The sequence below is a fragment of the Ferruginibacter sp. genome (assembly GCF_031430955.1).
Classification (GTDB): Bacteria; Bacteroidota; Bacteroidia; order Chitinophagales; family Chitinophagaceae; genus Ferruginibacter.
On sequence record NZ_JANPCM010000511.1, the window covers coordinates 1 to 24,468 of the forward strand.

The 24,468-nt window shown below is 36.2% G+C and carries 23 protein-coding genes and 1 tRNA gene; 21 read left to right on the forward strand and 3 right to left on the reverse strand.

Annotated features, from left to right (window positions below):
- A partial coding sequence (locus tag ACY65O_RS14325) for a response regulator (RefSeq protein WP_462221541.1) occupies positions 1–1,920 on the forward strand: 1,920 nt, incomplete at its 5' end.
- Positions 1,921–2,110: 190 nt separating this feature from the next.
- Here the strand turns inward: ACY65O_RS14325 and ACY65O_RS14330 are convergent.
- Positions 2,111–2,182, reverse strand: a tRNA-Arg gene (locus tag ACY65O_RS14330).
- Positions 2,183–2,278: 96 nt separating this feature from the next.
- Between ACY65O_RS14330 and ACY65O_RS14335 the strand changes: the two genes are divergently transcribed.
- The 3 genes from ACY65O_RS14335 to ACY65O_RS14345 all read left to right on the forward strand — a co-directional run bounded on the left by ACY65O_RS14335 (position 2,279) and on the right by ACY65O_RS14345 (position 5,466).
- On the forward strand, positions 2,279–2,743 hold the full coding sequence (locus ACY65O_RS14335; RefSeq protein WP_462221542.1) for a VOC family protein: 465 nt from the start codon (positions 2,279–2,281) through the stop codon (positions 2,741–2,743).
- A 51-nt stretch (positions 2,744–2,794) separates the two neighbouring features.
- Complete coding sequence (locus tag ACY65O_RS14340) at positions 2,795–3,448, forward strand: tetratricopeptide repeat protein (protein WP_462221543.1); 654 nt, start codon at positions 2,795–2,797, stop codon at positions 3,446–3,448.
- Between the two features lie 104 nt (positions 3,449–3,552).
- Entirely contained in the window at positions 3,553–5,466 is a 1,914-nt protein-coding gene (locus ACY65O_RS14345; protein ID WP_462221544.1) for a beta-N-acetylhexosaminidase, read from the forward strand.
- A gap of 6 nt (positions 5,467–5,472) precedes the next feature.
- Here ACY65O_RS14345 and ACY65O_RS14350 read toward each other — a convergent pair whose 3' ends face one another.
- Complete coding sequence (locus ACY65O_RS14350; RefSeq protein ID WP_462221545.1) at positions 5,473–6,405, reverse strand: OmpA family protein; 933 nt, start codon at positions 6,403–6,405, stop codon at positions 5,473–5,475.
- Positions 6,406–6,488: 83 nt separating this feature from the next.
- A complete protein-coding gene (locus tag ACY65O_RS14355; RefSeq protein ID WP_462221546.1) occupies positions 6,489–6,956 on the reverse strand; it encodes an SRPBCC family protein in 468 nt (155 codons plus the stop codon).
- A gap of 121 nt (positions 6,957–7,077) precedes the next feature.
- Here ACY65O_RS14355 and ACY65O_RS14360 point away from each other — a divergent pair, with 121 nt between their 5' ends.
- The 17 genes from ACY65O_RS14360 to ACY65O_RS14440 form a co-directional block, all read left to right on the forward strand.
- Complete coding sequence (locus ACY65O_RS14360; protein ID WP_462221547.1) at positions 7,078–10,224, forward strand: ATP-dependent helicase; 3,147 nt, start codon at positions 7,078–7,080, stop codon at positions 10,222–10,224.
- 43 nt (positions 10,225–10,267) lie between these two features.
- Positions 10,268–10,510 (forward strand): hypothetical protein, encoded by a 243-nt coding sequence (locus ACY65O_RS14365; protein WP_462221548.1) that lies wholly within the window; start codon positions 10,268–10,270, stop codon positions 10,508–10,510.
- Entirely contained in the window at positions 10,497–10,802 is a 306-nt protein-coding gene (locus tag ACY65O_RS14370) for a type II toxin-antitoxin system RelE/ParE family toxin (protein ID WP_462221549.1), read from the forward strand. Before ACY65O_RS14365 ends, ACY65O_RS14370 begins: the two co-directional genes overlap by 14 nt.
- Before the next feature lie 62 nt (positions 10,803–10,864).
- Positions 10,865–12,262 carry an Ig-like domain-containing domain gene (locus ACY65O_RS14375; protein WP_462221550.1) on the forward strand — a complete coding sequence of 466 codons (1,398 nt, stop codon included), beginning with the start codon at positions 10,865–10,867 and terminating at the stop codon, positions 12,260–12,262.
- Between the two features lie 147 nt (positions 12,263–12,409).
- Complete coding sequence (gene recR, locus ACY65O_RS14380) at positions 12,410–13,033, forward strand: recombination mediator RecR (RefSeq protein ID WP_462221551.1); 624 nt, start codon at positions 12,410–12,412, stop codon at positions 13,031–13,033.
- Between the two features lie 98 nt (positions 13,034–13,131).
- The gene (locus ACY65O_RS14385) at positions 13,132–13,593 is read left to right on the forward strand and encodes an OB-fold protein (RefSeq protein WP_462221552.1); all 462 of its coding nucleotides are present in this window, start codon (positions 13,132–13,134) and stop codon (positions 13,591–13,593) included.
- A gap of 7 nt (positions 13,594–13,600) precedes the next feature.
- Positions 13,601–14,293, forward strand: coding sequence for a hypothetical protein (locus tag ACY65O_RS14390; RefSeq protein ID WP_462221553.1), 693 nt, complete (start codon positions 13,601–13,603; stop codon positions 14,291–14,293).
- A gap of 15 nt (positions 14,294–14,308) precedes the next feature.
- Positions 14,309–14,707: a hypothetical protein gene (locus ACY65O_RS14395; protein WP_462221554.1), complete on the forward strand. Its 399-nt coding sequence runs from the start codon at positions 14,309–14,311 to the stop codon at positions 14,705–14,707.
- Between the two features lie 25 nt (positions 14,708–14,732).
- Positions 14,733–15,284, forward strand: coding sequence for a YceI family protein (locus ACY65O_RS14400; RefSeq protein ID WP_462221555.1), 552 nt, complete (start codon positions 14,733–14,735; stop codon positions 15,282–15,284).
- Between the two features lie 19 nt (positions 15,285–15,303).
- Entirely contained in the window at positions 15,304–16,203 is a 900-nt protein-coding gene (locus tag ACY65O_RS14405; RefSeq protein WP_462221556.1) for a DUF5777 family beta-barrel protein, read from the forward strand.
- Between the two features lie 50 nt (positions 16,204–16,253).
- Positions 16,254–16,808 (forward strand): YceI family protein, encoded by a 555-nt coding sequence (locus tag ACY65O_RS14410; protein WP_462221557.1) that lies wholly within the window; start codon positions 16,254–16,256, stop codon positions 16,806–16,808.
- An 11-nt stretch (positions 16,809–16,819) separates the two neighbouring features.
- The gene (locus tag ACY65O_RS14415) at positions 16,820–19,726 is read left to right on the forward strand and encodes a sensor histidine kinase (RefSeq protein ID WP_462221558.1); all 2,907 of its coding nucleotides are present in this window, start codon (positions 16,820–16,822) and stop codon (positions 19,724–19,726) included.
- Between the two features lies 1 nt (position 19,727).
- On the forward strand, positions 19,728–20,486 hold the full coding sequence (locus tag ACY65O_RS14420) for a LytR/AlgR family response regulator transcription factor (RefSeq protein WP_462221559.1): 759 nt from the start codon (positions 19,728–19,730) through the stop codon (positions 20,484–20,486).
- A 110-nt stretch (positions 20,487–20,596) separates the two neighbouring features.
- Complete coding sequence (locus ACY65O_RS14425; RefSeq protein ID WP_462221560.1) at positions 20,597–21,025, forward strand: hypothetical protein; 429 nt, start codon at positions 20,597–20,599, stop codon at positions 21,023–21,025.
- A gap of 351 nt (positions 21,026–21,376) precedes the next feature.
- Positions 21,377–22,375, forward strand: coding sequence for a homocysteine S-methyltransferase family protein (locus tag ACY65O_RS14430; protein ID WP_462221561.1), 999 nt, complete (start codon positions 21,377–21,379; stop codon positions 22,373–22,375).
- 153 nt (positions 22,376–22,528) lie between these two features.
- Positions 22,529–23,074: an ORF6N domain-containing protein gene (locus ACY65O_RS14435; RefSeq protein WP_462221562.1), complete on the forward strand. Its 546-nt coding sequence runs from the start codon at positions 22,529–22,531 to the stop codon at positions 23,072–23,074.
- A gap of 116 nt (positions 23,075–23,190) precedes the next feature.
- A partial coding sequence (locus ACY65O_RS14440) for a dihydropteroate synthase (protein ID WP_462221563.1) occupies positions 23,191–24,468 on the forward strand: 1,278 nt, incomplete at its 3' end.

The following is a 24,468-nucleotide window of genomic DNA, read 5'->3' on the forward strand; positions in this document are numbered from 1 at the left end:
GAAGGCTTTGATAAAACCTGGAATGAAATAGGTACAAAACGAACCGCCACTTACACTAACCTCAATCCCGGAAAATATATTTTTAAAGTAAAAGGAATGTATAACGAAGGGCAATGGTCAACCCGTACCATTGCAGTAAAACTTACCATTACGCCTCCGTTCTGGCTTACCTGGTGGTTTAAAACATTAATGCTGCTAAGCCTTATTGCAAGCGCTGTTGGTTTTTACAAGTACCGGATGAATATTATCAGGTCTCAAAAAGATAACCTGGAGCAAAAAGTAGAGGAACAAACCTGGCAATTAATATTATCAGCCCGGGACGAAAAGAAAGCCCGCCACGAAGCTGATGAAGCCAATAAAGCAAAAAGTGTTTTTCTTGCCACCATGAGCCATGAGATACGTACGCCAATGAACGGCGTAATTGGTATGGCATCGCTTTTAAACGAAACACAACTTACACCGGAGCAGCAGGAGTATGCAAAAACTATCAGCACCTGCGGGGAGGCATTATTAGCAGTGATCAATGATATTCTCGATTTTTCTAAAATAGAATCGGGTAATATGGAACTGGAAAGAAGGGATTTTGATTTACGGACCTGTATTGAAGAAGTGCTGGATGTATTTGCTGGAAAAGCCGGTAAAATGGGGCTGGACCTGGTGTATGAAATAGACCATAATGTACCTGCACAAATTATTGGTGATAGCTTAAGGTTGCGCCAGGTATTGGTAAACCTGGTAAGTAATGCCCTTAAGTTTACTGAACAGGGAGAAATTTTTCTAGGTGTTCATTTACTTAAAACAAAAGAAAATAGACAAATTGAGCTACAGTTTGAAATACGTGATACCGGTATTGGTATACCTGCAGATAAAATGGAAAAATTATTCAAATCTTTTTCACAGGTAGATTCATCCACCAGCCGTAAATATGGCGGTACAGGCTTAGGCCTTGTTATTTGCGAAAAATTAATTGGGTTAATGGGCGGGAAGATAGATGTAAAAAGTAAAGAAAACGAAGGCACCACATTTTCTTTCACTATGCAGTCATCTGCCAGTTCACAATCGCTCCGTACTTATGTTACCAACAATATTGCAGGCATAGAAGGTAAGCGGGTGCTGGTGGTAGATGATAATTTAACCAACCTTTGTATCTTAAAAAATCAGTTAGAGTTTTGGAAGCTGGCACCTGTACTTGCGAAAAGCGGTGCCGAGGCGCTACAAATAATGACCACAGGAACACAGTTTGATTTGGTATTAACCGATATGCAAATGCCCGATATGGATGGTTGCGAACTGGCGCAAAATATTCAACAGCTTTATCCCGAACTACCTATCATACTACTGAGTTCTGTAGGTGATGAAAGAAATAAAAAATATGAAAACTTATTCAAATCAATTTTAACAAAGCCTATTAAACAGGAAATGTTGGGTAAGTCCATCATCAATGAATTAAGAGGCAAAGGAAAACAAGCCGCAGAAATACAGCCAGCAAAACAAAAGCTTTTTGCTGATTTTGTAAAAGAACATCCGTTAAAAATACTGGTAGCAGAGGATAATCTTGTAAACCAAAAACTAACCCTTAAAATATTAAGTAAGCTGGGCTTTGAAGCAGCCCTTGCCGAAAACGGAAAGGTAGCGGTAGAAATGGCCAGCCAGCATGCCTATGATATCATATTAATGGATGTACAGATGCCGGAAATAGATGGCCAGGAGGCTACCAGGATAATAAGGGAAAGTATGGAAGTACAGCCCACCATAATTGCCATGACTGCAAATGCTATGAAGGAAGATAAAGATGATTGCCTTAAAGCCGGCATGGATGATTTTTTAAGTAAACCCGTAAAGCTGGAAGAGCTGGTGAACATGCTGGCCAAATGGTCCAATATTGCAAAAGAAAAAAATGTCAATAAAAAAAGGGCCTGATAAAAATAAAAATTATTATGCCCAATATATTGGCAGTTTAAAATAAAGGAAAATATTTTTTGATTGTCAATCCCAGATTTATTAAGCATATTATTATCCGCTTAGTCTATGCAGATAAAGCATTAATAAATGCTGATGCATTATCTGACTCGCCTTTTTTTACAGTAACTCCCGGGCAAAGAAACAAATGTGGTCCCGGCAAGAATCGAACTTGCATCTAAAGTTTAGGAAACTTCTATTCTATCCATTGAACTACGGGACCAAAAAAAATCAGGATGGCAAAAGTAATTATTTATAGTTACCCGTTTAATAAAATAACGCATTAATTTAATTACATTTATGGCCTAACAGCCTAAATATGAAAAAAAACAAGAGAATTGGCTTATTGACCATCCTTTGTGCAGTACAATTTTTCTGCTTCGCACAAAACAATAATAAACCTAAAGCCACACTCAACCACATTGCCCATTATGTGGTAAACCTTAAAACAAGCGGGGAGTTTTATATGAACATTATTGGGCTGGATAGTATTCCCGAACCATTTCATGATGGAAAACATATTTGGCTTAGTGTGGGATATAAAAGCCACCTGCATTTAATACAGGGTGCCAGGGAACCAGCGGCAACAGTTAAAAACAGTCATATTTGTTTTACTGTTGAATCTGTTGAAGCATTTATAAAAGTGCTGGATAAAAATAAAATTGAATACGAAAACTGGGCTGGCGATAAAATGACGGTAACCAAAAGGGTAGATGGTGTTAAACAAATCTATTTTAAAGATCCCGATGGTTACTGGGTAGAAATTAACGATGCAAAAGACTAGCGGCCTATTTATCCGCATGCCTTATCTTTGCCCTCCAAAATTTTATAGCACATGAAGTGGTTGAATGTAATAATTAAGTACCGGTTGTGGATGGGCATTGTAATTTTAGCCCTGGCCATTTTTACCAATATTCAGGCCGGTTTTTGGCCATCATTTATTTTATATTTAATTGGAGTGGTATTAATAGTGGGTCATTTTATTATTGGCCCGTTGCGCCTGTTGCAGGAGCCAATGGAGAACGGCGATATGGAAAAAGCTAAAAAAGTGCTGGATACTATTTGGTTTCCGCAGTTGCTGATAAAGCCGGTGCGTTCTCAATATTATGCGGTTAAAAGTAATTTGGCTATGGTTGGGCAAGATTATGATGGCGCAGAAACACTGATGAAAAAAAGCCTTTCTCTTGGCGGTACCATGACCAAGCAAACCGAAGGCCCCAACAAATTACAACTGGGTATGCTGTGCATACAAAAAGGCGACATGAAGCAGGGCGAAAGTTATATCCGCCAGGCCATCCGTGCCGGTTTGCCGGATAATGAAAATAACGCCGCAGCTTATTTACAATTATGTTCTATTATGATGAACAAAAGAGAATTCAGGGCGGCAAAAGATTTTTTTAGAAAAGCAAAAAGTTTTAAACCCACCACACCGCAAATTGTTGATCAAATAAAACAAATTGAAAAATATATTGGGCGTATGCCGGGATAATTGCTGCATAAAAAATTAATACAGGCTGATAAGGAAAACTTGTCAGCCTTTTTTATTTGCGGTTAGTTTCAAATAATTAACTTGTGTTACAAATAAATTTAAGTATGAAAAATAAATTACTGTTCAGTCTGCTGATCTTTATAAATACCATTGCAGCTGCACAAAACACTGCTGCTAATCTGCAAAATATACTTGTGCCAAAACCTGTTTCATTAATTGCAGGAGATGGAAATTTTATTTTACCCAGTAATTTGTCCATCATCTTTACAAAAAATGAAGAACTAAAAAAGATAGCGGGTTCATTAGCAAAACAGCTTACTACCGCCGGTAATGCTGTGGCTGTAACAGAAGGTAATACCGCCGTAGCGAATTCATTTTTTTTAAACCTCTCGGCTGATAAATCAATTTCGGCAGAGGGCTACCGTTTACAGGTAGCCGCCAATGGTGTTATTATTTCGGCCTCAGCACCTGCAGGCATTTTTTATGGAGTGCAAACTTTATTACAATTATTACCGGCACAAATTGCAAGCAATCAAAATAATAAATTGTCAGATGCATGGGCAATTCCTTTTGTTACGATCGAGGACGCACCACGTTTTGGGTGGAGAGGTTTAATGCTGGATGTATCACGCCATTTTTTTACAGTAGCGCAGGTGAAGGATTATATCAACCAAATGGCAAAGTATAAATTTAATTTACTGCACCTGCATTTAACTGACGACCAGGGCTGGCGCATACAAATAAAAAGTTTACCTAAACTAACCGAAGTAGGCGCATGGCGGGTAGATAAAACCGGAACCTTCGGCAGATTTTCTAAACCAGAGCCAAACGAACCTAAAACATACGGCGGATTTTATACGCAGGAAGACATTAAAGAATTGGTGCAATACGCCAAAGAAAAATTTATAAATATTCTGCCCGAAATTGATATACCCGGGCATAGTTTAGCGGCTATTGCAGCCTACCCGGATTTAACCTGCACACCCGGAACATACAGCGTTAACTCCGGCGAACAGTTTATGATTTGGCCCGGCGGCGGCCAGCATTTTTATGGTACACTCGATAATACACTTTGCCCCGCCAACGAAAAAGTATTTGATTTTATTGATAAAGTTTTTACCGAAGTGGCGCAATTGTTTCCTTTTGCATACATACACATGGGTGGCGATGAAACAGCCCGTAATTTTTGGGAGAAAAGTGCACAGATAAAAGCATTAATGAAAAAAGAAAATTTAAAAAACCTGGATGAAGTCCAAAGTTATTTTGTAAAACGTGTAGAAAAAATAATTGCATCTAAAGGAAAAAAAATGATTGGATGGGATGAAATTTTGCAGGGAGGTTTAGCGCCTAATGCTGCCGTTATGAGCTGGCGTGGTATGAAGGGTGGAATTGAAGCTGCTAAAATGGGACATGAGGTTGTAATGAGCCCTACCGATTTTGCTTACATTGATTATATGCAGGGTGATGGTGTAATTGAACCTCCGGTTTACTCCACCCTGCGATTAAAAAAAGCCTACCAGTTTGAGCCGGTACCCGAAGGCACCAATGCAAAATTAATTAAAGGCGGCCAGGCAAATTTATGGACGGAGCAGGTGTATAATGTGCGTCATTTGCAATACATGACATGGCCCAGGGCTTTTGCTATTGCAGAAGTTTTGTGGAGCCCCAAAGAAAACAGGAACTGGAACAATTTTGTAAGCCGTGTAGAAAATCAAATGGAAAGATTTGATGCTGCTGCTATAAAATATGCACCCAGTATGTATGATGCCATTTTTGATGTACGTAAAAAAGATTCGGACGTTGTGGTTACACTTAGTACCGAAGTGGAAGGTTTAAATATCCATTACAGTTTTGATAATTCTTTTCCGGATAATTTTTACCCTGCATATACAATACCATTAACAGTTCCTAAAGATGCAGTGGCTATGAAAGTAATTACTTACCGTAATAATAAACCCATTGGAAGATTGATGGTAATGCCTGTTGCTGAATTGAAAAAAAGAGCAGGGATAAAATAAGTACATTTATTTTTTAAGTAAAATTTCAGCACGGGAGTTTGCAGCAATCTCTCTGGGGTTTTTACCGGCATTGTAAGGCCGGTTAATGCCGGCACTTTTAATTGTAACAATACGTTTGTTAGAAATGTTACGGGAGAGTAAATAATTTTTTACAATAGAAGCTCTTTCCATTGATAGCCTTTGGCACACTGCTGTTATACCTTCTGTTTTGTAAGCATGCCCTTCAATGGCTACGGTGTAAGCGGCATTTTCTTTTAGCACCGTCACCACACTGTCTAATGCTCTGTAAGTAAATGGCGATAAGGATGATTGCTGATTTTCGAAAGGGATTACAATTGTGTTGGAATCTTTACAACCATTATTTTCTTTGTAGCCATAATCATCGGGGCAACTATCTTCAATATCAACAACACCATCTTCGTCCCTGTCTGCCTTTCTTAAAATTTCGGGAGGTATCGGAAAATTCAACCGCAGCTCTGCTTTGCAGTTACGGGTATGTCCGTCCTTATCAATATCACTGTTTACCGATTTTGTTTTACTCAATCCTCTAACTAAAATTATACGGCTGCTGTCGATACCACGGCCTAATACATAATCTCTAACAAACAAAGCCCTGTTCAAAGCTAAATATTTACAAATTGTATCGTTGCCTTCATCGGGGTGTGCATAGCCATCAATTGAAAGGGTGACGTCATTTTTTTTCAACAACATTGTAGCAACACTGTCTATTACCTCGTAAGTATGCGGCAGGTACAATGCAGATTGTTTATAATCGAATGGGATAAGCACCAATGTTGTATCTCTGTAATAAGCAGTACTGATGAGTGGCGTTTTGTGCTTTACTGCAGTATCTTTTAAAATTTTCTGATTTTTTTGGGCATACACTAAAGTAGTACCCGTAAAAAAGAATATTATAAAAAGTTGAACAGTATACTTCATTCGGGATACAATATATTGCTAAGATATAGCTACACTGCAATAATGATACCGATTAATAACAATTGTTTTTGTTAATTTTATTTTTAACCTGCCCCGAATTTTTTTTCTACAATTTTAAAGCGGTAATCAAAAATAGTTTTCAGTTGCTGCTTAACAAATAATATATTAGCAATATCTCCCAAAAACCAAAAGGGCAATTTATAATGTACAATATCGGTCATCTCCACACCTTTTGGTGTAGCTTTAAAATGATGCTGGTGGTGCCACATGCTGTAAGGCCCAAAGCGCTGTTCATCCACAAAATATTTTTTATCTTCAACATGTGTTATTTCTGTCATCCAGTAAAGTGGTAAACCTAAAACGGGTTTAACGGTATATTCAATTATTTGCCCGGGGTACATTTTTTCGCCATGATGTTTAGAAACAATATTGAACCCCAGGTTGTCCGGTGTAATTTCTTTTAAGTTGGCCGGGCTGCTGAAAAAATCCCAGGCCTGCTCTAATGTTATAGGTAATTGCTGAATGGTTTTTAGTGAGTACACTTTGCTCATTTTTTACTATTTTTTTCTTTATTCTTATAACATAAAAGCATTCGCTTTGTTTAAATAAGAACAGTTTAAAATATTTTACTGCTTAAAGCCCCTTTAGGGGTTTGGGGTTTATCTTTGATGCATGATGAACTACCGCAACATCTTACAAAATAAATTTACAGAAGAATATAAAAAACTAAATGAACAGCAGCGCAAAGCTGTAGATACCATTGAAGGCCCTGTAATGGTTATTGCCGGACCGGGCACAGGCAAAACGCAAATATTAGCAGCACGTATTGGAAAAATTTTATTGGATACCGATGTACTGCCAGAAAATATTTTATGCCTTACTTACACCGATGCAGGTACTATTGCCATGCGTAAAAGATTAGTGCAATTTATTGGCGCCGATGCCTACAAAGTAAACATCTATACCTTTCATGCTTTTTGTAATGATGTGATACAGGATAATTTATCACTTTTCGAAAAAACATCGTTGGACGCCGTTTCGGAATTGGAAAGCATCCAGCTTTTTAAAACGCTTATTGATTCTTTTCCCAAAAATCATTTATTAAAAAGATACCGTGGCGATGTGTATTACGAAATAAATAATCTTAAAAATTTGTTTAGTGCCATGAAACGGGAAGGCTGGGCTCCAATTTTTATCAACCAAAAAATTGACGAGTACATTGCCGATTTACCCCACCGTGATGAATACATTGCCAAACGTGCCGTAAAAGATTTTAAAAAAGGCGATGTACGTATTGATAAAATTGAAGAAGAAAAAGAAAAAGTTGAAAAACTGAGAGCAGCTGTAAATGAATTTGATAATTATCAAAACCTGATGCGTAAAAAAAACCGCTACGATTTTGATGACATGATCAACTGGGTAATAAAAGTTTTTGAAGAAAATGCCAATGTACTTTCTAATTACCAGGAAAAATTTCAATACATTTTAGTAGATGAATACCAGGATACCAGCGGTATACAAAACAGGCTGGTGCAGCTTTTGATCAGTTACTGGGATAAGCCCAATGTTTTTGTTGTGGGTGATGATGACCAGAGTATTTACCGTTTTCAGGGAGCGAATGTGGAGAACATGCTGGGCTTTGCCAATGCTTACACCAAAGAATTATTAACCGTTGTACTTACCAATAATTACCGCAGCACACAACCAATTCTGGATATTTCTAAAACACTCATCAACAAAAATGAAGAACGGTTAGTTAAAAAAATAGATGGGTTAAGCAAAGAATTAATTTCTTCTAACATAAAAATAAAAGAATTAAAAAACCAACCGGTAATTAACGAATACAATTCAGTTAAAGAAGAAATGGCAGGCATTACCAACCAGGTTTTCAGTTTAGTAAATCAAAAAGTGGAGCCGGGTAAAATTGCCGTCATCTATAAAGAAAATAAATATGGCGAAGAGGTGGCAAAATATTTTCGGTTAAAAGGAATTCCTGTTTACAGCAAACGCAGTGTAAACATTTTAGAAAATGCTTTTGTAAAAAAATTGCTTCAAATACTGCGCTATTTAAATGCCGAGCATGATATTCCCTATGGCGGTGATGAAATGCTTTTTGAAATTTTGCATTATGATTTTTATACTATTCCTCCAATAGAAATTGCAAAACTTACAGTAGAAGTAAATCAAAAAAGATATAACAGCGAAGCTACCTCCATACGTAAATTATTATTTGATAAAGCCAACACGCCGGCTAAAGATTTATTTGATACCGGCATAAATGAAAACTTAAAAACAGTAAGTAAAATTATTGAGCAGTTAATTGCAGATGTAAGCAATGTTACAATGCAGCAACTTTTTGCCAATATTATTCAGCATGCAGGTGTTTTGCCTTATGTAATGAAGAGCAATGAAAAAATTGCTTTAATGCAATTGCTTACAGCACTGTTCGATTTTATAAAAGATGAAACCAGCCGCAATCCGTTAATGGGTTTAGAAGGATTTATTTCCATTATAGAGCTAATGGAAAAAGAAAACCTGCCACTGCCCATGGTTCAGGTGGCAGGAAGTGATAAAGCTGTTAACCTGCTTACTGCACATGGCAGTAAAGGTTTGGAGTTTGAGTATGTTTTTTTTGCTGGTGTAAATGCATCCAGCTGGGAAAAGAAACGTAAACCCGGCGGCGGCTATAAATTTCCGGATACCATGTTTTCTTCACAGCCCGTTTCATCGGACGAGGAAGAATTGAGGCGTTTATTTTATGTTGCACTTACCAGGGCAGAGCAACATTTATTTATTTCTTATGCAAAATTTAAAAATGATGGAAAAGAAATAGAACCTTCTATGTTTATTGCAGAAATTTTAGAACAGCATGAAATTACAATTGAAAAAGTAAATATATCTGTTGAAGAAATGGTGGCTTTTGAATTACTGCAATTTAATGCACAGGCTCCTGAAATTGAGGAAGCGGAAGAGGATTTTATAACTGCCTTGCTGGATAAATTTGTGATGAATGTAACGGCGTTGAATAATTATTTAAAATGTCCGCTGCAATTTTATTATCAAAATTTAATTCGCATACCCAGCGGCAAAAGCGAAGCAACAGAATTTGGCAGCGCCATACATTATGCATTGGAAAAATTGTTTAGAAAAATGCAGGATGGTAAACAGGAGAAATTTCCGTCAAAAGAAGAAATGATTGCAGATTTTAAATGGTACATCAACCGGCACAGAGAAAATTTTACTAAAGAAGCTTTTGAAAGACGAATAGAATACGGTGATGAAGTATTGCGAAATTATTACGATAAATATATCAACAGCTGGAATAAAGTAGTGGCTGTAGAAAGGAATATCCGTGGCGTAGTGGTAAACAGTGTGCCGCTAAAAGGCAAATTAGATAAGCTGGAGTTTGAAGGTAAAAATGTAAACGTGGTAGATTATAAAAGCGGCGATATTGATAAAGCTATTCCTAAATTAAAAGCCCCTAACGATAAAGAACCTAACGGCGGCGATTACTGGAGGCAGGCAGTTTTTTATAAAATACTGGTGGATAATTATGATCAAAAAGATTGGAAAGTCATAAGTACTGAATTTGATTTTGTAGAACCCGACAAGAAAAAAGAATACCGTAAAGAAAAAATTGTAATTGCCCCACAGGATATTGAAACCGTAAAGCAACAGCTAACACAGGTTTGGGATAAAATACAACACCGTGATTTTTACACCGGCTGCGGAAAAGAAGATTGCCATTGGTGCAATTTTGTAAAAGATAACCAGCTTGCGATGGCGCTGCATGATTTGGAGGAGGAAGAAGAATATTAAAAACAACTCAACATTTTGTATATTTGAATCTATAACTTTTAATATGACAGCAATAAGAAAAAAGCTGATTGAAGAAATAAATAAAGCTCCGGAAAGTATGGTAAAAGAGCTGTACAAGTTACATGCACTTGTGAAAGAAGAAAAAATTAACGGCATAAGCTGGATTAATTTAACTCATTCGCAAAAAGTAAAAATAGAAACCGGGCTTAAAGAATTAAAAGAAGGTAAAGGTATTTCTTCAAAAAAAGCTATGGCGCAGCTTACAAAAAAATATGGTCTCTCCTAAACCCATTATTATTACCCCGCAAGCATTAAAGGATTTGGATGATGCTTATGATTGGATATTGTACAGATTTGGTAAACCTACATTGCAAAATTTTCATGTAAAATGGGCCGCTTTTTTAAACCTTCTTTCATTACAACCAACTATTTTTCCATATCTGAATAAACATAAAGGTTTAAGAAAATATACATTTTATAAAAGAAATCTGGTCATTTATAAAAATAAAAGAAGTCATATTGAAATAGTCGCAGTATTTAATACCTGGCAAAATCCCAAAAAGCTAAATAAATTTTAAATACTCATTTTACGTCTACTCTTATTATCAAAGAGATTAAGTTTGCATTTCAAAATATTTTAATGAGGCTATCTTACCTTTTATATTTCATTCTTATTTTTTCATTTGGTGCAATCATAATTATTGGCAGTAACGGTTGTGCACAAATAGGTTCTATATCGGGCGGCCTCAAAGATTCGCTGCCGCCGAGATTATTATCTGCCGACCCTAAATTATTAAGCACCAATTTTACCGGCAATAAAATCACTTTTACTTTTGATGAATATATTGATGAGCTGCAGGATGTGCAGGCCAATGTACTGGTATCGCCTTATCCAAAAGTTAATCCCGAATTCAGGAGCAAATTAAAAACCATATCTGTAAAACTAAAAGATACTTTATTAGCCAACACTACCTATTCAATAAATTTTGGCAATATAATTAAAGATGTAAATGAAGGAAATATTTTTAAAGATTTTACGTATGTTTTTTCAACCGGTAATTTCATTGATTCACTAACAGTGTCGGGCAAAGTGGAGCTTGCAGAAACAGGTAAACCCGACAGCACATTAATTGTAATGCTGTACCGTAATGCCAACGATTCGTCTGTACAACAAATAAAACCTAATTACATTGCTAATGTAAAAGGCGATGGCAGTTTTACTTTTACTAATTTACCTGCAGGCAATTATAATATTTATGCATTAAAAGATGGCGATGGTGGTAAAACTTATAATTCTAAAACAGAAATATTTGCATTTAATAACGCTGCTATTACGGTTAGCGACAGCTCCTCCCCGGTAAATTTATTTGCTTATGCCGAAGAAAAAACCAGCAAACTTCCTGCAACCACAACAGCAAAACCAAAAACTGCAGCACAAAAAAAATTACGCTATACTTTAGCAGCTTCCGGTGCAAAGCAAGATTTAAAAGACAGCCTTACAATAGAATTTAATAACCCCATAAAAAATTTCGACAGTACAAAAATTATTTTAACGGATACCAATTATGTTGCGGTTACCGGCGTTTCGTTTTTAGCCGACAGTAATAAACTAAAACTTTTTACTAAATGGGCTGAGGGTTTTGATTACAGGTTAATTATTCAAAAAGATGCAGTGACCGATAAAACCGACAGCACCATTACCAAAACAGATACGCTTCGTTTTAAAAGTAAAAAAGAAAGTGATTATGGTAATGTAGTATTGCGTTTTAATAATATCGATTTTACCAAACACCCGGTGTTACAATTTGTACAAACCGACGAGGTGAAAGCAAGTTTTGCCTTAACTGCAAAAGAATGGCGGAACAAACTGTTTAATCCCGGTGAGTACGAAATAAGAATTTTATACGATGATAATAATAATGGCCTGTGGGATCCCGGCAATTATTCCAAAAAAATTCAACCCGAAAAAGTAATTACTATTCCTAAAAAAATATCCATCAGGGAAAATTGGGATAATGAAAGTGAGATCAATTTATAACAGCCCCCTCCAAATCTCCCCCTGAACCAGAGACTTGGAGAATTAAAGTTTTCAGCATTCTGAAATAAGCACCAGGCTCAAATTATTATTCTATATAAAGTCCTCCCTTTCGGGGAGGATTTAGGAGGGGCTCCTTATCTTTACACAATGATTTTTTCTTCTTCTCTTTTAGAAAATGCGGTTAACGAATTTGCCAAACTACCCGGCATAGGAAAAAAGACTGCACTGCGTTTGGTATTGCATCTTATTAAACAGGATGTGCATGATGTAAATAATTTCAGCAGTGCGGTAGCAACTTTAAGAAGCGAAATAAAATTCTGCAGCCGCTGCCATAATATTTCTGATAAATCTTTATGCAATATTTGCAGCAATAACCTGCGCAAGCAGGAAATGATTTGCGTGGTAGAAAATATACGTGATGTAATTGCAATTGAAAGCACCCAGCAATTTAATGGCGTGTACCATGTTTTAGGTGGTATAATTTCTCCATTGGATGGCGTGGGGCCTGAGCAATTGCAAATTGAATCATTGATTAACCGTATTGCAGAAGGAGAAATCACAGAAATAATTTTTGCACTCAATCCTAATATACAAGGCGATACTACCATTTATTATATTGGTAAAAAATTAAAATCTTTCCCTGTAAAAATCACTACCATTGCCCGTGGCATTGCCTTTGGCGGCGAACTGGAATATGCCGATGAAATGACGCTGGCAAAAAGTATCAGCAACCGCATTCCGGTAGAGAACTATATTACTTCAAGCAACTAAGCGCTTATTATTCCCGTTCAGTAGCAATAAATACCCGTTGGGTAAAATTGTAACTGTTTACAGGCAACCTATCTTTAATTTTAACGACAGACAAATTTATGCCGGCAAAAACAAAAAAAATAATCCTTCTTGCAATTGCGGGAGTAGTGTTAGCAGCCTCGGTTATTGGCTACAAAATGTATAATAAAAAACATTTTAGTATAGAAGATGCTGCACCTGCTTCCAAAATTTCGGCAGTTGATTTACACCAAACATTTGTAACAGATTCTTCTCTTGCTAAAAATAAGTATATTGGTGACGAAAGCAATCATAAAGTAATACAAGTTAGCGGGATAATAAATGAGGTAAATAAAAATCAGCTGCAACAGACAGTAATAAAATTAAAAACCAATACGGATGGTGCTTTTATTAATTGTGAGATGGAAGGAAAAGTTGACAGCAATATTGTTGCAGGAAATAATATACTGCTAAAAGGTATTTGCGATGGTTATTTATTTGAGGCTGATCTTGGAATTCCGGGGGATGTAAATTTTAAAAGATGTTATATAATTAAAGAATAAACAGGCAATGAAAAAAATCATCTTTATTTCTTTATCATTTACTGTGCTGTTTTTTGCATTTAACTCCTGCAAACACGAAGTACCGGCACTTATTGTAAATACTGCACCGCTGCCAGGTCCTGTTGCAAATAATGGGGTGTGTTTTGAAAGTGAAATTTTACCCTTATTTCAAAGCAACTGTGCAAAATCGGGTTGTCATGATGCTGCTACTCATACAAAAGATATTATTTTAGACAGCTATGCAAACATTCTTAAAAAAGACATTGTGCCGGGAAGTGCAGATAACAGTAAAATTTACAGGGTATTATTTGAAACAGGTAAAGATAAAATGCCACAACCACCCAATGCAGATTTAACCATTGCACAAAAAGCAGTAATTGCAAAATGGATAAATGAGGGGGCAAAAAATACCGTTAACTGCAACACTTCCTGCGACAGTAACCAATTTAAATATTCGGCCAACGTTAGTGTAATAATTAATACTTTTTGCACAGGTTGCCACAGCGGCACTGTGCCATCGGGCAATATAGATTTAAGTAATTACAACGCCGTAAAAGTGCAGGCATTAAACGGAAGATTAGTGGGTGCGGTAGCGCATAGTGCAGGATATTCGGCAATGCCAAAAGATGCAAACAAATTAACTGATTGCCAGATTACGCAAATAAAAAAATGGGTGGCAGCCGGGGCTTTAAATAACTAAACAGGCAAAACAATAATGAAACAACTTTTGTTTACTGCAACAAAAAATATAATTACTATTACAGTAATTGGTCTGTTGTTATTATTGGTTTCAACAACGGGTTGTTATTACGATAAAGAAGAAGTTTTGTACCCTGATACAGTTTGCGATACTGCCAATGTTACTTACAGCCGTTCGGTTGTACCTATACTAAGTTCAAATTGCATTACATGCCATGGTGGCAACACACCATCTGCCGGTATAAAATTAGATGCTTATGCAGATGTAAAAGTGCAGGCCACTAACGGAAGATTGTGGGGTGCGGTTTCGCATTCAACCAATTACTCGCCCATGCCAAAAAATGCTGCTAAAATGAGTACCTGTAATCTGGCCAAAATAAAAAAATGGCTTGATGCAGGAGCATTAAATAATTAAAATAACTATTAAATAAATTGAAAGTATGAAACGTTTTATTTTTGCAGTTGCAGCAGTACTATTTTTTAACTCCGCAGCCAATGCACAAAAAGTATTTACAAAAAATGGTTTGGTATCTTTTTTCTCCACTACAAAAATGGAAGATATTAAAGCAGATAATAACCAGGTGTTATGTGTGCTGAATACCCAAACAGGCGATTTACAATTTTCTTTATTAACTAAAGGCTTTCACTTTGCCAAAGCATTAATGGAAGAACATTTTAATGAGAATTATATAGAGAGTTCTAAATTTCCTAAGGCAACTTTTAAAGGCATTGTAGGCGATATAAGCAAAATAGATTTTACAAAAGATGGTAACCATACCGTATCTGTAAAAGGCGATCTTACCATGCATGGTATTACAAAAAATATTACAGCACCCGGTACCATTACTGTTAAAGGAGGAAAAATAACTGCGGCATCAAAATTTATGGCAAAACTTGCCGATTATAATATTTCAATTCCCGGCGCTGTAAAAAATAATATTTCGGAGAGTATTGAAATAACGGTAAACTGTAACCTCGATCAAAAAATGTAACCACTTTTAAAAATTATTTATGCCGTTTTTAAAAAAATTATTTTGTGTTGGTACCCTTTTTTCTTTGCTAATGAATAAAGCGGCAGCACAGGATACAACAGATATTATGAAAATGCTGGAAAGCGAAACGGAAAGCACCACAGATTATACTACAGCAACTTTTAAAACTACAAGACTGATAAACGGGCATACAATTGAAAATGTAGGTAAAAGGGTTTTAGACGTAAAAATTTCTCACCGTTTTGGAAAAGTAAATGGCGGCGGCTACGAATTATTTGGCCTGGATAATGCCACCATGCGTATGGGATTTGATTATGGCATTACCAATTATTTAATGGTGGGCATTGGCCGCAGTACGTATCAAAAAACTTATGATGCATTTTTTAAAGTAAAAATATTAAGGCAATCGAAAGGTAAACGGAATATGCCCATTACTTTAAGCTATGTACCTACCATTGCACTAAAAACAATACGGTTTGAAGACACCTCCAGAACAAATTATTTTTCATCACGGCTTTTTTTTACACACCAATTAATTATTGGCCGCAAATTTTCCGAAAGTACTTCTTTACAACTGATGCCAACTTATACGCACCGCAACTTAGTGCAGTTAGCCACCGAGCCTAATGATTTAATTGCTATTGGAATTGGCGGACGCCAAAAATTAAGTAAACGTGTAAGTTTAAATTTTGAATATTATTACCAGTTGCCCGATTATAAATTATTAAATACCACCAATTCGCTGTCGGTAGGTTTTGATATTGAAACCGGCGGCCACGTATTTCAGTTACACTTTACCAACTCCCAGGGTATGAGTGAACGTACTTTTATTACAGAAACAACTGGCCTTTGGGAAAAAGGCGATATATTTTTTGGCTTCAATATTTCCCGGGTATTTACTATTGGCAAAAACCGCTAGTATAAAAAGAGTCTAACAGCTCCATAGCAAAGTATTGTATAAATTACATCATGCTTAAAAAGCTTGCCATATTTTTTCCCGTTTTATTACTGCTGTCATTTTATACAAATGATCAGCTGCCGGAATATAAAGTAAATACAGGAAGCATCGCCTTCCGTTCAGACGCTTCGCTTGAATTAATTAAAGCCATGAGTAACGAACTTAAAGGGATAATAATTCCAGAAAAAAAACAATTCGCTTTCAGGGTAAGTGTAAAATCTTTTAAAGGTTTCAACAGTCCGCTGCAGCAGGAACATTTTAATGAAAATTATTTAGAGAGCAACAAATATCCTGCGGCATCTTTTGAAGGTAAAATAATTGAGGATATAGATTTTACAAAAGATGGCGTGTATTCTATCCGTACAAAAGGCAACTTGACTATACATGGTGTGGTGCAGGAACGTATTATTAAAACTGAACTTATCATAAAAAATTCCAACATCAGCATTAAATCAAATTTTACTGTTTTACTGGCCGATCATAATATCCCCATTCCTAAAGTGGTGCATGAAAACCTGGCTTCGGAAATTAAGGTAGAAGTAAAAGCAGATTTAGTAAAAAAATAACCCGGCTTATAATGCTACTGCTTAAAAGATTAACAATTTTTATTGTGGTTTTTACATGGGTACAAAATAGTACAGCGCAGGTATTTGGGTATAAATCATTTAAACTGTTAGAAGATAACCAGCTTTTTAAAATAAATACTTTATATAAAACCGCCGAAGGGTTTATTTATGCAGGCACTACTAATGGTTTATATACATTTGATGGAAAAAAATTTGATAAAATAAATTTTGCAGCAGCAGCAAAAGATACCGTTACCGCAGTTTTTGAAGATAATAAAAAACAAATTTGGGCAGGGTTTAAAAATGGAAAAATTGCAAAAAAAATAAATAATCAATTGCAATATTTTGAGCCCGAAGAAGGAACTCCAAAAGTTGCCATCACCGCTTTTTTACAGGATAAGCAAAATAATATTTGGTTTGCTACCAATGGCGAAGGCATTTATTATTTCAGCAACAGTCATTTGTATTTAATAAATGAAGCCGAAGGTTTAAGCGATAAATATGTGCATGCTTTGGCACTTACAGATAATGGTGATGTACTTGCCGCTACCGATCAGGGCATAAATATTTGCAGAGTTAATGGCGCAAAAAAAACAGTAGAAATAATTGGCCCAAAAAATGGGTTACCCGATTATTACATTACTGCAATTACACCGGCGGGTAATAATACTTTTTGGATTGGCATGCAGGAAAAAGGTTTTTGCCTGTATAACCACACCACCAAACAAATTACTGTTCCCACTGCTGCCAGCAATTGGAATTACGGGCAGATAAACTCCATACTTGCCACACCAAATAATTTATGGATTGCCACCCAGGAAAATAGTTTATTTAAATTATCCGATACAGCTAAGCCAGTAAAAAATGTATTTGCCCCGGCAAATGATAAAAATAATATCAGCAATTTATTAAGCGATAATGAAGGTAATATATGGATGGCAGGTGCTGCCGAATTAATTTGTTCTTTTGCAGATAAATTAACGCTGTTGCCCTTATACGATAAAGCAGTGTATGCAACCATTCACACCATTCTTTCTGATTATGAAAATAATATTTGGGCAGGTACCGATGGCGGATTGATAAAATATATTTTATCAGGTAATAAAATTGAAACTAAAAATTACCATATAAAAGAGTTAACCGCTAAAACAGATATTACCGGCTTGTACCAGGATATGTTTCACAACATTTGGATAAGTGTAATGGGAGAAGGTATTTTTGTTTTAAATCCTGCTACCGGCAGTTACAGAAATATTAATGAAAACCCTTTACTAAAAAAAGCCAGCATACTTTCTATTACTGGCACAGGCAATACCATTTGCGCAGGCGGGCTGGAAGGTGTAGCAACAATTTTTGAACTTACCCAGGTAAATAAAAATATTACAGCCAATTACAAATTCACTAATTACAACGATATACCCAACATTGGTAACAATTATATTCATTCTGTTTATAAAGATAAAATGGGCAGGCTTTGGTTTGGTACCGATGGAAAAGGCGTAACTGTTTTACAAGATGGTAAGTTCCTGAATTTTAATAAAAGTAATGGGTTAAAAGATGATCATATTTATTCTTTTACTGAAGATGCGAAAGGGAGGATTTGGTTTAACACAAAAGATGCCGGCATTTATTGTTATAATGATACAACATTTAAAAACTATTCGCTTAAAGATGGTATAAGTGATTTAAAAATTACCAGTATTAAAACAGATAAACCCGGTAATATTATTATTGTAAACGAAAAGGGTATTGATATTTTAAATCCTGCAACCGGCTCTGTTTCTTACTTAAACAATGCACAGGGCATAACAGAAGTAAATACCGGGTTAGAAAGTGTTACAACCGATTCATCAGGAAATATTCTGTTAAGTACAGTAAATGGCATTGTAGTGTATTCTGCGGTTTCAAAAGCTGTTCATCAACCAACAACTATTATTACCGGCATACAATTATTTTTACAAACAATTGATAAAGATGCGGCACACCATTTTAACCATACCGAAAATGGTTTTACATTTAATTTTACAGGGCTTTACTACACCAATCCCGATGAGGTTCATTACCAGTATAAATTAGAAGGCAGGGATACAGCATGGATCGCAACAAAAGACGAAAGCATCCCGTTCCCCAATCTAAGGCCGGGCAAATATACATTTCACGTACGATCGTCACTAAACGACAATTTTGAAAATGCCAGTGAGGCAACTTACACTTTTGCCATATCAAGTCCTTTTTGGAAAACCTGGTGGTTTATTTTGCTTTGCACTGCAACCGGTGCATTGTTATTGTTTTTGTACATGCGGTGGAGAGAAAATAATATAAAAAAATTACAGCAGTTACAGAACGAAAAAATACAGTTTCAGTTCCAGGTATTACGTAATCAAATAAATCCGCATTTTTTATTCAACAGTTTTAATACTTTAATATCTACCATTGAGGAAAATCCAAAAAATGCAGTTGGGTATGTGGAGCAGCTCTCAGAATTTTTCCGCAATATTGTAAACTACCGTGATAAAGATATTATTTCTCTTGGCGAAGAAATTACTTTACTCAACACTTATTTTTACCTGCAGCAAAAAAGATATGGTAATAATTTAAAACTGAATATCAATATAAGCGAAGCAGAAAAAAAACAAATATTTGTTCCACCACTTACTTTACAGCTGCTTTTAGAAAACGCCATAAAACACAACGCTGTATCAAAAGAAACAGTATTAGTTATAGATTTGTTTACACAAGATAAAAGCCATTTAATAATGCGGAATAATATAAATCCAAAACTATCACAAGAAGCGGGCACAGGCATGGGTTTACAAAATATTATTAACCGCTACAATATTTTAAGTAAAGATGCTGTTGCAGTAAATAACGAAAAAGAATATTTCACCGTTTCATTACCTGCATTAAAACAATTATAAAATGAAAATTTTAATTATTGAAGATGAAGAACCAGCTGCAAAGCGGCTGCAAAAAATGGTAAAAGAAATTGAGCCGGCTGCTGCTGTAACTGATAATATTGTAAGCATTTCCTCCGCAATAAAATGGTTTGCAGCAAATAAGTTGCCCGATTTAATTATTTCTGATATTCAGTTATCGGATGGTTTAAGTTTCGAAATTTTTAAAGCAGTGGAAATATTGTGCCCTGTAATTTTTACAACCGCTTACGATCAGTACGCCATTGAGGCATTTAAAGTAAACAGTATCGATTATCTTTTAAAACCTATTAAAAAAGAAGAGCTGGCCAATGCCATTGCAAAATATAAAAAATTAAATACGGCTACGCCGGCAATAGATATTAACCAGTTATTAAAAACATTTACTGCCGGTACGGAATATAAAAAACGTTTTGTGGTTCGCTATGGCGAACACATTAAAACAATTACCATTGAAGAAGTGGCCTTTTTTTATACCGAAGACAAAATAAATTTTTTAACCACTAAAGAAGGCCGCCGCTTTACAATAGATTTTAATCTCGATGCATTAGAAGCCATGCTTGACCCTAAAACTTTTTTCCGCATCAACCGGCAATACATCATCAGCATACAATCCATTGCCGAAATGTTTTCTTACTCCAAAAGCCGTGTACTTATAAAATTAAATCCGCCTGCAAAACACGAAACTGTTGTAAGTACCGAACGCTCTGCTGAATTTAAGCTCTGGCTTGGCGATGAAAAATGATTTTTTTCCCGTTCGGCATAATAAAATACCTGTTCAGTAATAATTAGTTTTAAGCAAGCCATAGTTGTTGCACTTTTACTGCATAATCATTCACAGTAAAATTTATAATTATGAAAAGCGCAGTAAAAACAAAAAGTATTAATCTTTTAGCAGCCCTGGCGTTGGTAACAATGTTTACTACACTGCAATCTTCTTCCTGCTCCAAAAGCGATGATGTGGCGGCCATTAATAACACCACGCCAATTGCCGGCACCTGGCGGGTAAGTTTTTACTGGGATCAAAAAGACGAAACCAGTAATCTTAGCGGCTACTCTTTTGCATTCAATTCGGGCGGGCAGGTTATTGCCACCAAAGCAGGCAGTACTGTTACCGGCACATGGAGCGAAAGCAGCAGCAAGTTCAACATAAATTTTGGTACCGATCCTGTATTGAGCGACATCAATGATGATTGGCAAATTGTACAAAAAACTGCTACTGTCATTAAGTTAAAAGACGACAATCCTTTGCAGGATGACCAGTTAACTTTTACAAAAAATTAAAATCGATTGTCCCGTTTATTATCCAGATCCAGCTATCCAAAACCTAAAAAATAAATATCCTTTTAAAAAACTAAGTCTTGTGTAAATATTGGTGCTGGCAGCATCACTTAAAGAAAAGCCGTAACATTTTGTGTTACGGCTTTTGTACTGTACATTTGCACTACAAATACAGGCAGATTTGTTTATTGTTCAGCCTACAACAGAACTAATAAACGTCCAAAAACTCCACTAAGTTTTCCAACGTTTATAAGTCTAATTTTTTTGAAGTGAACTTTTTCAGCTATGGTCATCATCGTTGTGTCACTCACTTGTACGGCATACCAATTTGCATCGCCTTAAAACCATAACACTATGCATTCAATAGAAAAAGCATTAAAAGAAAAAATATTAATTATTGATGGCGCTATGGGCACCATGATACAGCGCCATAAACTGGAAGAAGCCGATTACCGTGGCGAACAATTTAAAGACTGGCATACCGATGTAAAAGGCAATAATGATTTGCTGAGTATAACCCAACCAGAAATTATCATTGGCATACACAAACAATATTTAGATGCCGGTGCCGATATTATTGAAACCAATACTTTCAGCAGTACCGTAATTGCACAAGCCGACTACGATATGCAATCCATTGCTTACGAAATGAATGTAGCCAGTGCAAAATGTGCGAGGGAAGCAATAAAACAATCGGGCAAAGTTGCCTGGGTAGCCGGTGCTATCGGCCCTTTAAATAAAACATTAAGTCTTTCGCCTGATGTAAATAACCCGGGCTTTAGAGCCGTAACTTTTGATGAAGTAGCAGCAGCCTACACCGAACAAATAAAAGGTTTGGTAGAAGGTGGTGTGGATGTATTATTAATTGAAACCATTTTTGATACGCTCAATGCTAAGGCAGCGATCTACGCAGCAAAAAATTTCTTTAGAAAAAATAATTTACCGGAGCTGCCCATCATGATCAGTGGAACGATTACTGATGCCAGTGGCAGAACATTAAGCGGACAAACTTTAGAAGCCTTTTACACTTCTGTTGCACATGCCAATCCATTAAGTGTAGGTTTAAATTGCGCCTTAGGCGCACAGGAAATGAGGCCGCATATTGAAGAGCTTTCGCAAATTGCAGCATGTTTCACATCTGCTTATCCCAATGCAGGTTTGCCCAATGCATTTGGTGAGTATGATGAGCAGCCGCATGAAACGGCACATATTATTGAAGAGTGGGCTGCTAATGGGTGGTTGAATATTGTGGGTGGTTGCTGCGGCACCACACCCGACCATATTAAACATATTGCAGACGAAGTGCGGAAATTTAAGCCGAGAGAATTGCCGGTGATGGAAGAAGCGTTGTAAACTTGAGGTCGCAAAAAATTGCGATCTCAAAATAAATTTAGGATTAGAAGAAATAAGTTTTGATATCGCAGATTGCGATATCAAAACCCAATATTGAAAGTGCTTTATAAATTTGAGGTCACAAATTGTGACCTCAAATAAAACAAGTAGTTTATGGCAACAACAAAGCAGGTTTCAACCAATATAGCCGAGGCTGTAATTATTGAAAAAGTACACGTAATCCGTGGCGTAAAAGTTATGCTGGATAAAGATTTGGCGGAAATGTATGGCGTGGAAGTAAAAAGACTAAATGAAGCGGTTAAAAGAAAATTGCAAAGATTTCCGCCGGACTTTATGTTTGAATTGACCGAAGAAGAATGGAATTCTTTGAGGTCGCAATTTGCGACCTCAAAGAAAGGCAGAGGTGGAACGAGATATTTACCCTTTGCTTTTACCGAACAAGGCGTTGCCATGCTCTCTTCGGTGTTGAATTCTGATACAGCGGTTGAAGTAAATATTCAAATTATAAGGGTATTTACAAAAATGAAACAACTGCTTTTTGATAATAAAGAACTTTGGAATAAAATAGAAAAAATAGAACAGCATTTAGTAAAACATGATGATGAAATAAAATTAGTATTTGACTATTTAAAAAAATTGTTGATACAGGAAGCTAAACCAAGAAAGGTAATTGGGTTTCCTTATCCAAATAAAAAATAAAACAAGATTGCTTTTACCTACGCTTAGGTAAAAGTTGAATAACGATATTCTGTTGAACGGAGCGTCGCCAATGCAGCTCCACATAGCTTCATTGGTTGGCTACAAAAAAACAAAACATGAACACTATCAAACCATATTTACGCCTCAGCGGATTAGAGCCTTTGGTCATTCGCCCCGAAACTAATTTTGTTAACGTTGGCGAACGTACCAACGTAACCGGCAGTAAAAAATTTGCAAGGTTAATTAAAGATAATCTGTACGAAGAAGCATTATCGGTTGCCCGTCAGCAGGTAGAAAGTGGCGCACAGGTAATTGATATTAATATGGATGATGCCATGCTGGAAGGTGTGGAAGCCATGACCACTTTTTTAAATTTGGTACAGGCCGAGCCGGATATTGCCAAGATACCCATCATGATTGACTCCAGTAAATTTGAAATTATAGAAGCCGGATTAAAATGTGTACAGGGAAAATGTATTGTGAATTCTATTTCGATGAAGGAAGGCGAAGCTAAATTTATTGAGCAGGCTTTTATTTGTAAAAGTTATGGTGCGGCAGTTATTGTAATGGCATTTGATGAAGTGGGGCAAGCGGATACTAAAGAACGTAAAATAGAAATTTGTCACAGGGCTTATAAAATATTAACAGAGCAGGTAGGTTATGCGCCACAGGAAATTATTTTTGATCCCAACATTTTTGCAATAGCCACAGGTATTGAAGAGCACAGTAATTATGCCGTAGATTTTATTGAAGCTACCAGGGAAATAAAAAAACTAATGCCACTTACCAAAGTGAGTGGTGGTGTAAGTAATGTATCTTTTTCGTTTAGAGGAAACGATCATGTACGGGAAGCGATACACAGTGTGTTTTTGTACCATGCCATTAAAGCTGGTATGGATATGGGTATTGTAAACGCAGGGCAATTGGTGGTGTATGATGAAATTGAACCTACATTAAAAAAATTATGTGAAGATGTTATCCTGAATATCAATAATGAAAACAATGAAGCTACGGAAGCATTGATTGTTTTTGCAGAAACGGTAAAAGCAAAAGGAAAGGAGATCGTTAAAGATGAAAAATGGAGAGATGAACCGGTAGAAAAAAGATTGGCCCATTCGCTTGTAAATGGTATCACCGATTATATCGATGCCGACACGGAAGAAGCAAGGATCAAATATCCCAAACCATTGGATGTAATTGAAGGCCCGCTGATGGATGGTATGAATGTGGTTGGTGATCTCTTTGGTGCAGGAAAAATGTTTTTACCCCAGGTAGTAAAGAGTGCAAGGGTAATGAAAAAAGCAGTAGCTGTACTTACTCCATTTATAGAACAGGAAAAAGAAGACAGAAAAAATGCTCACATCGCAGCAGGAACTGTAAATGAAGAAACTGCA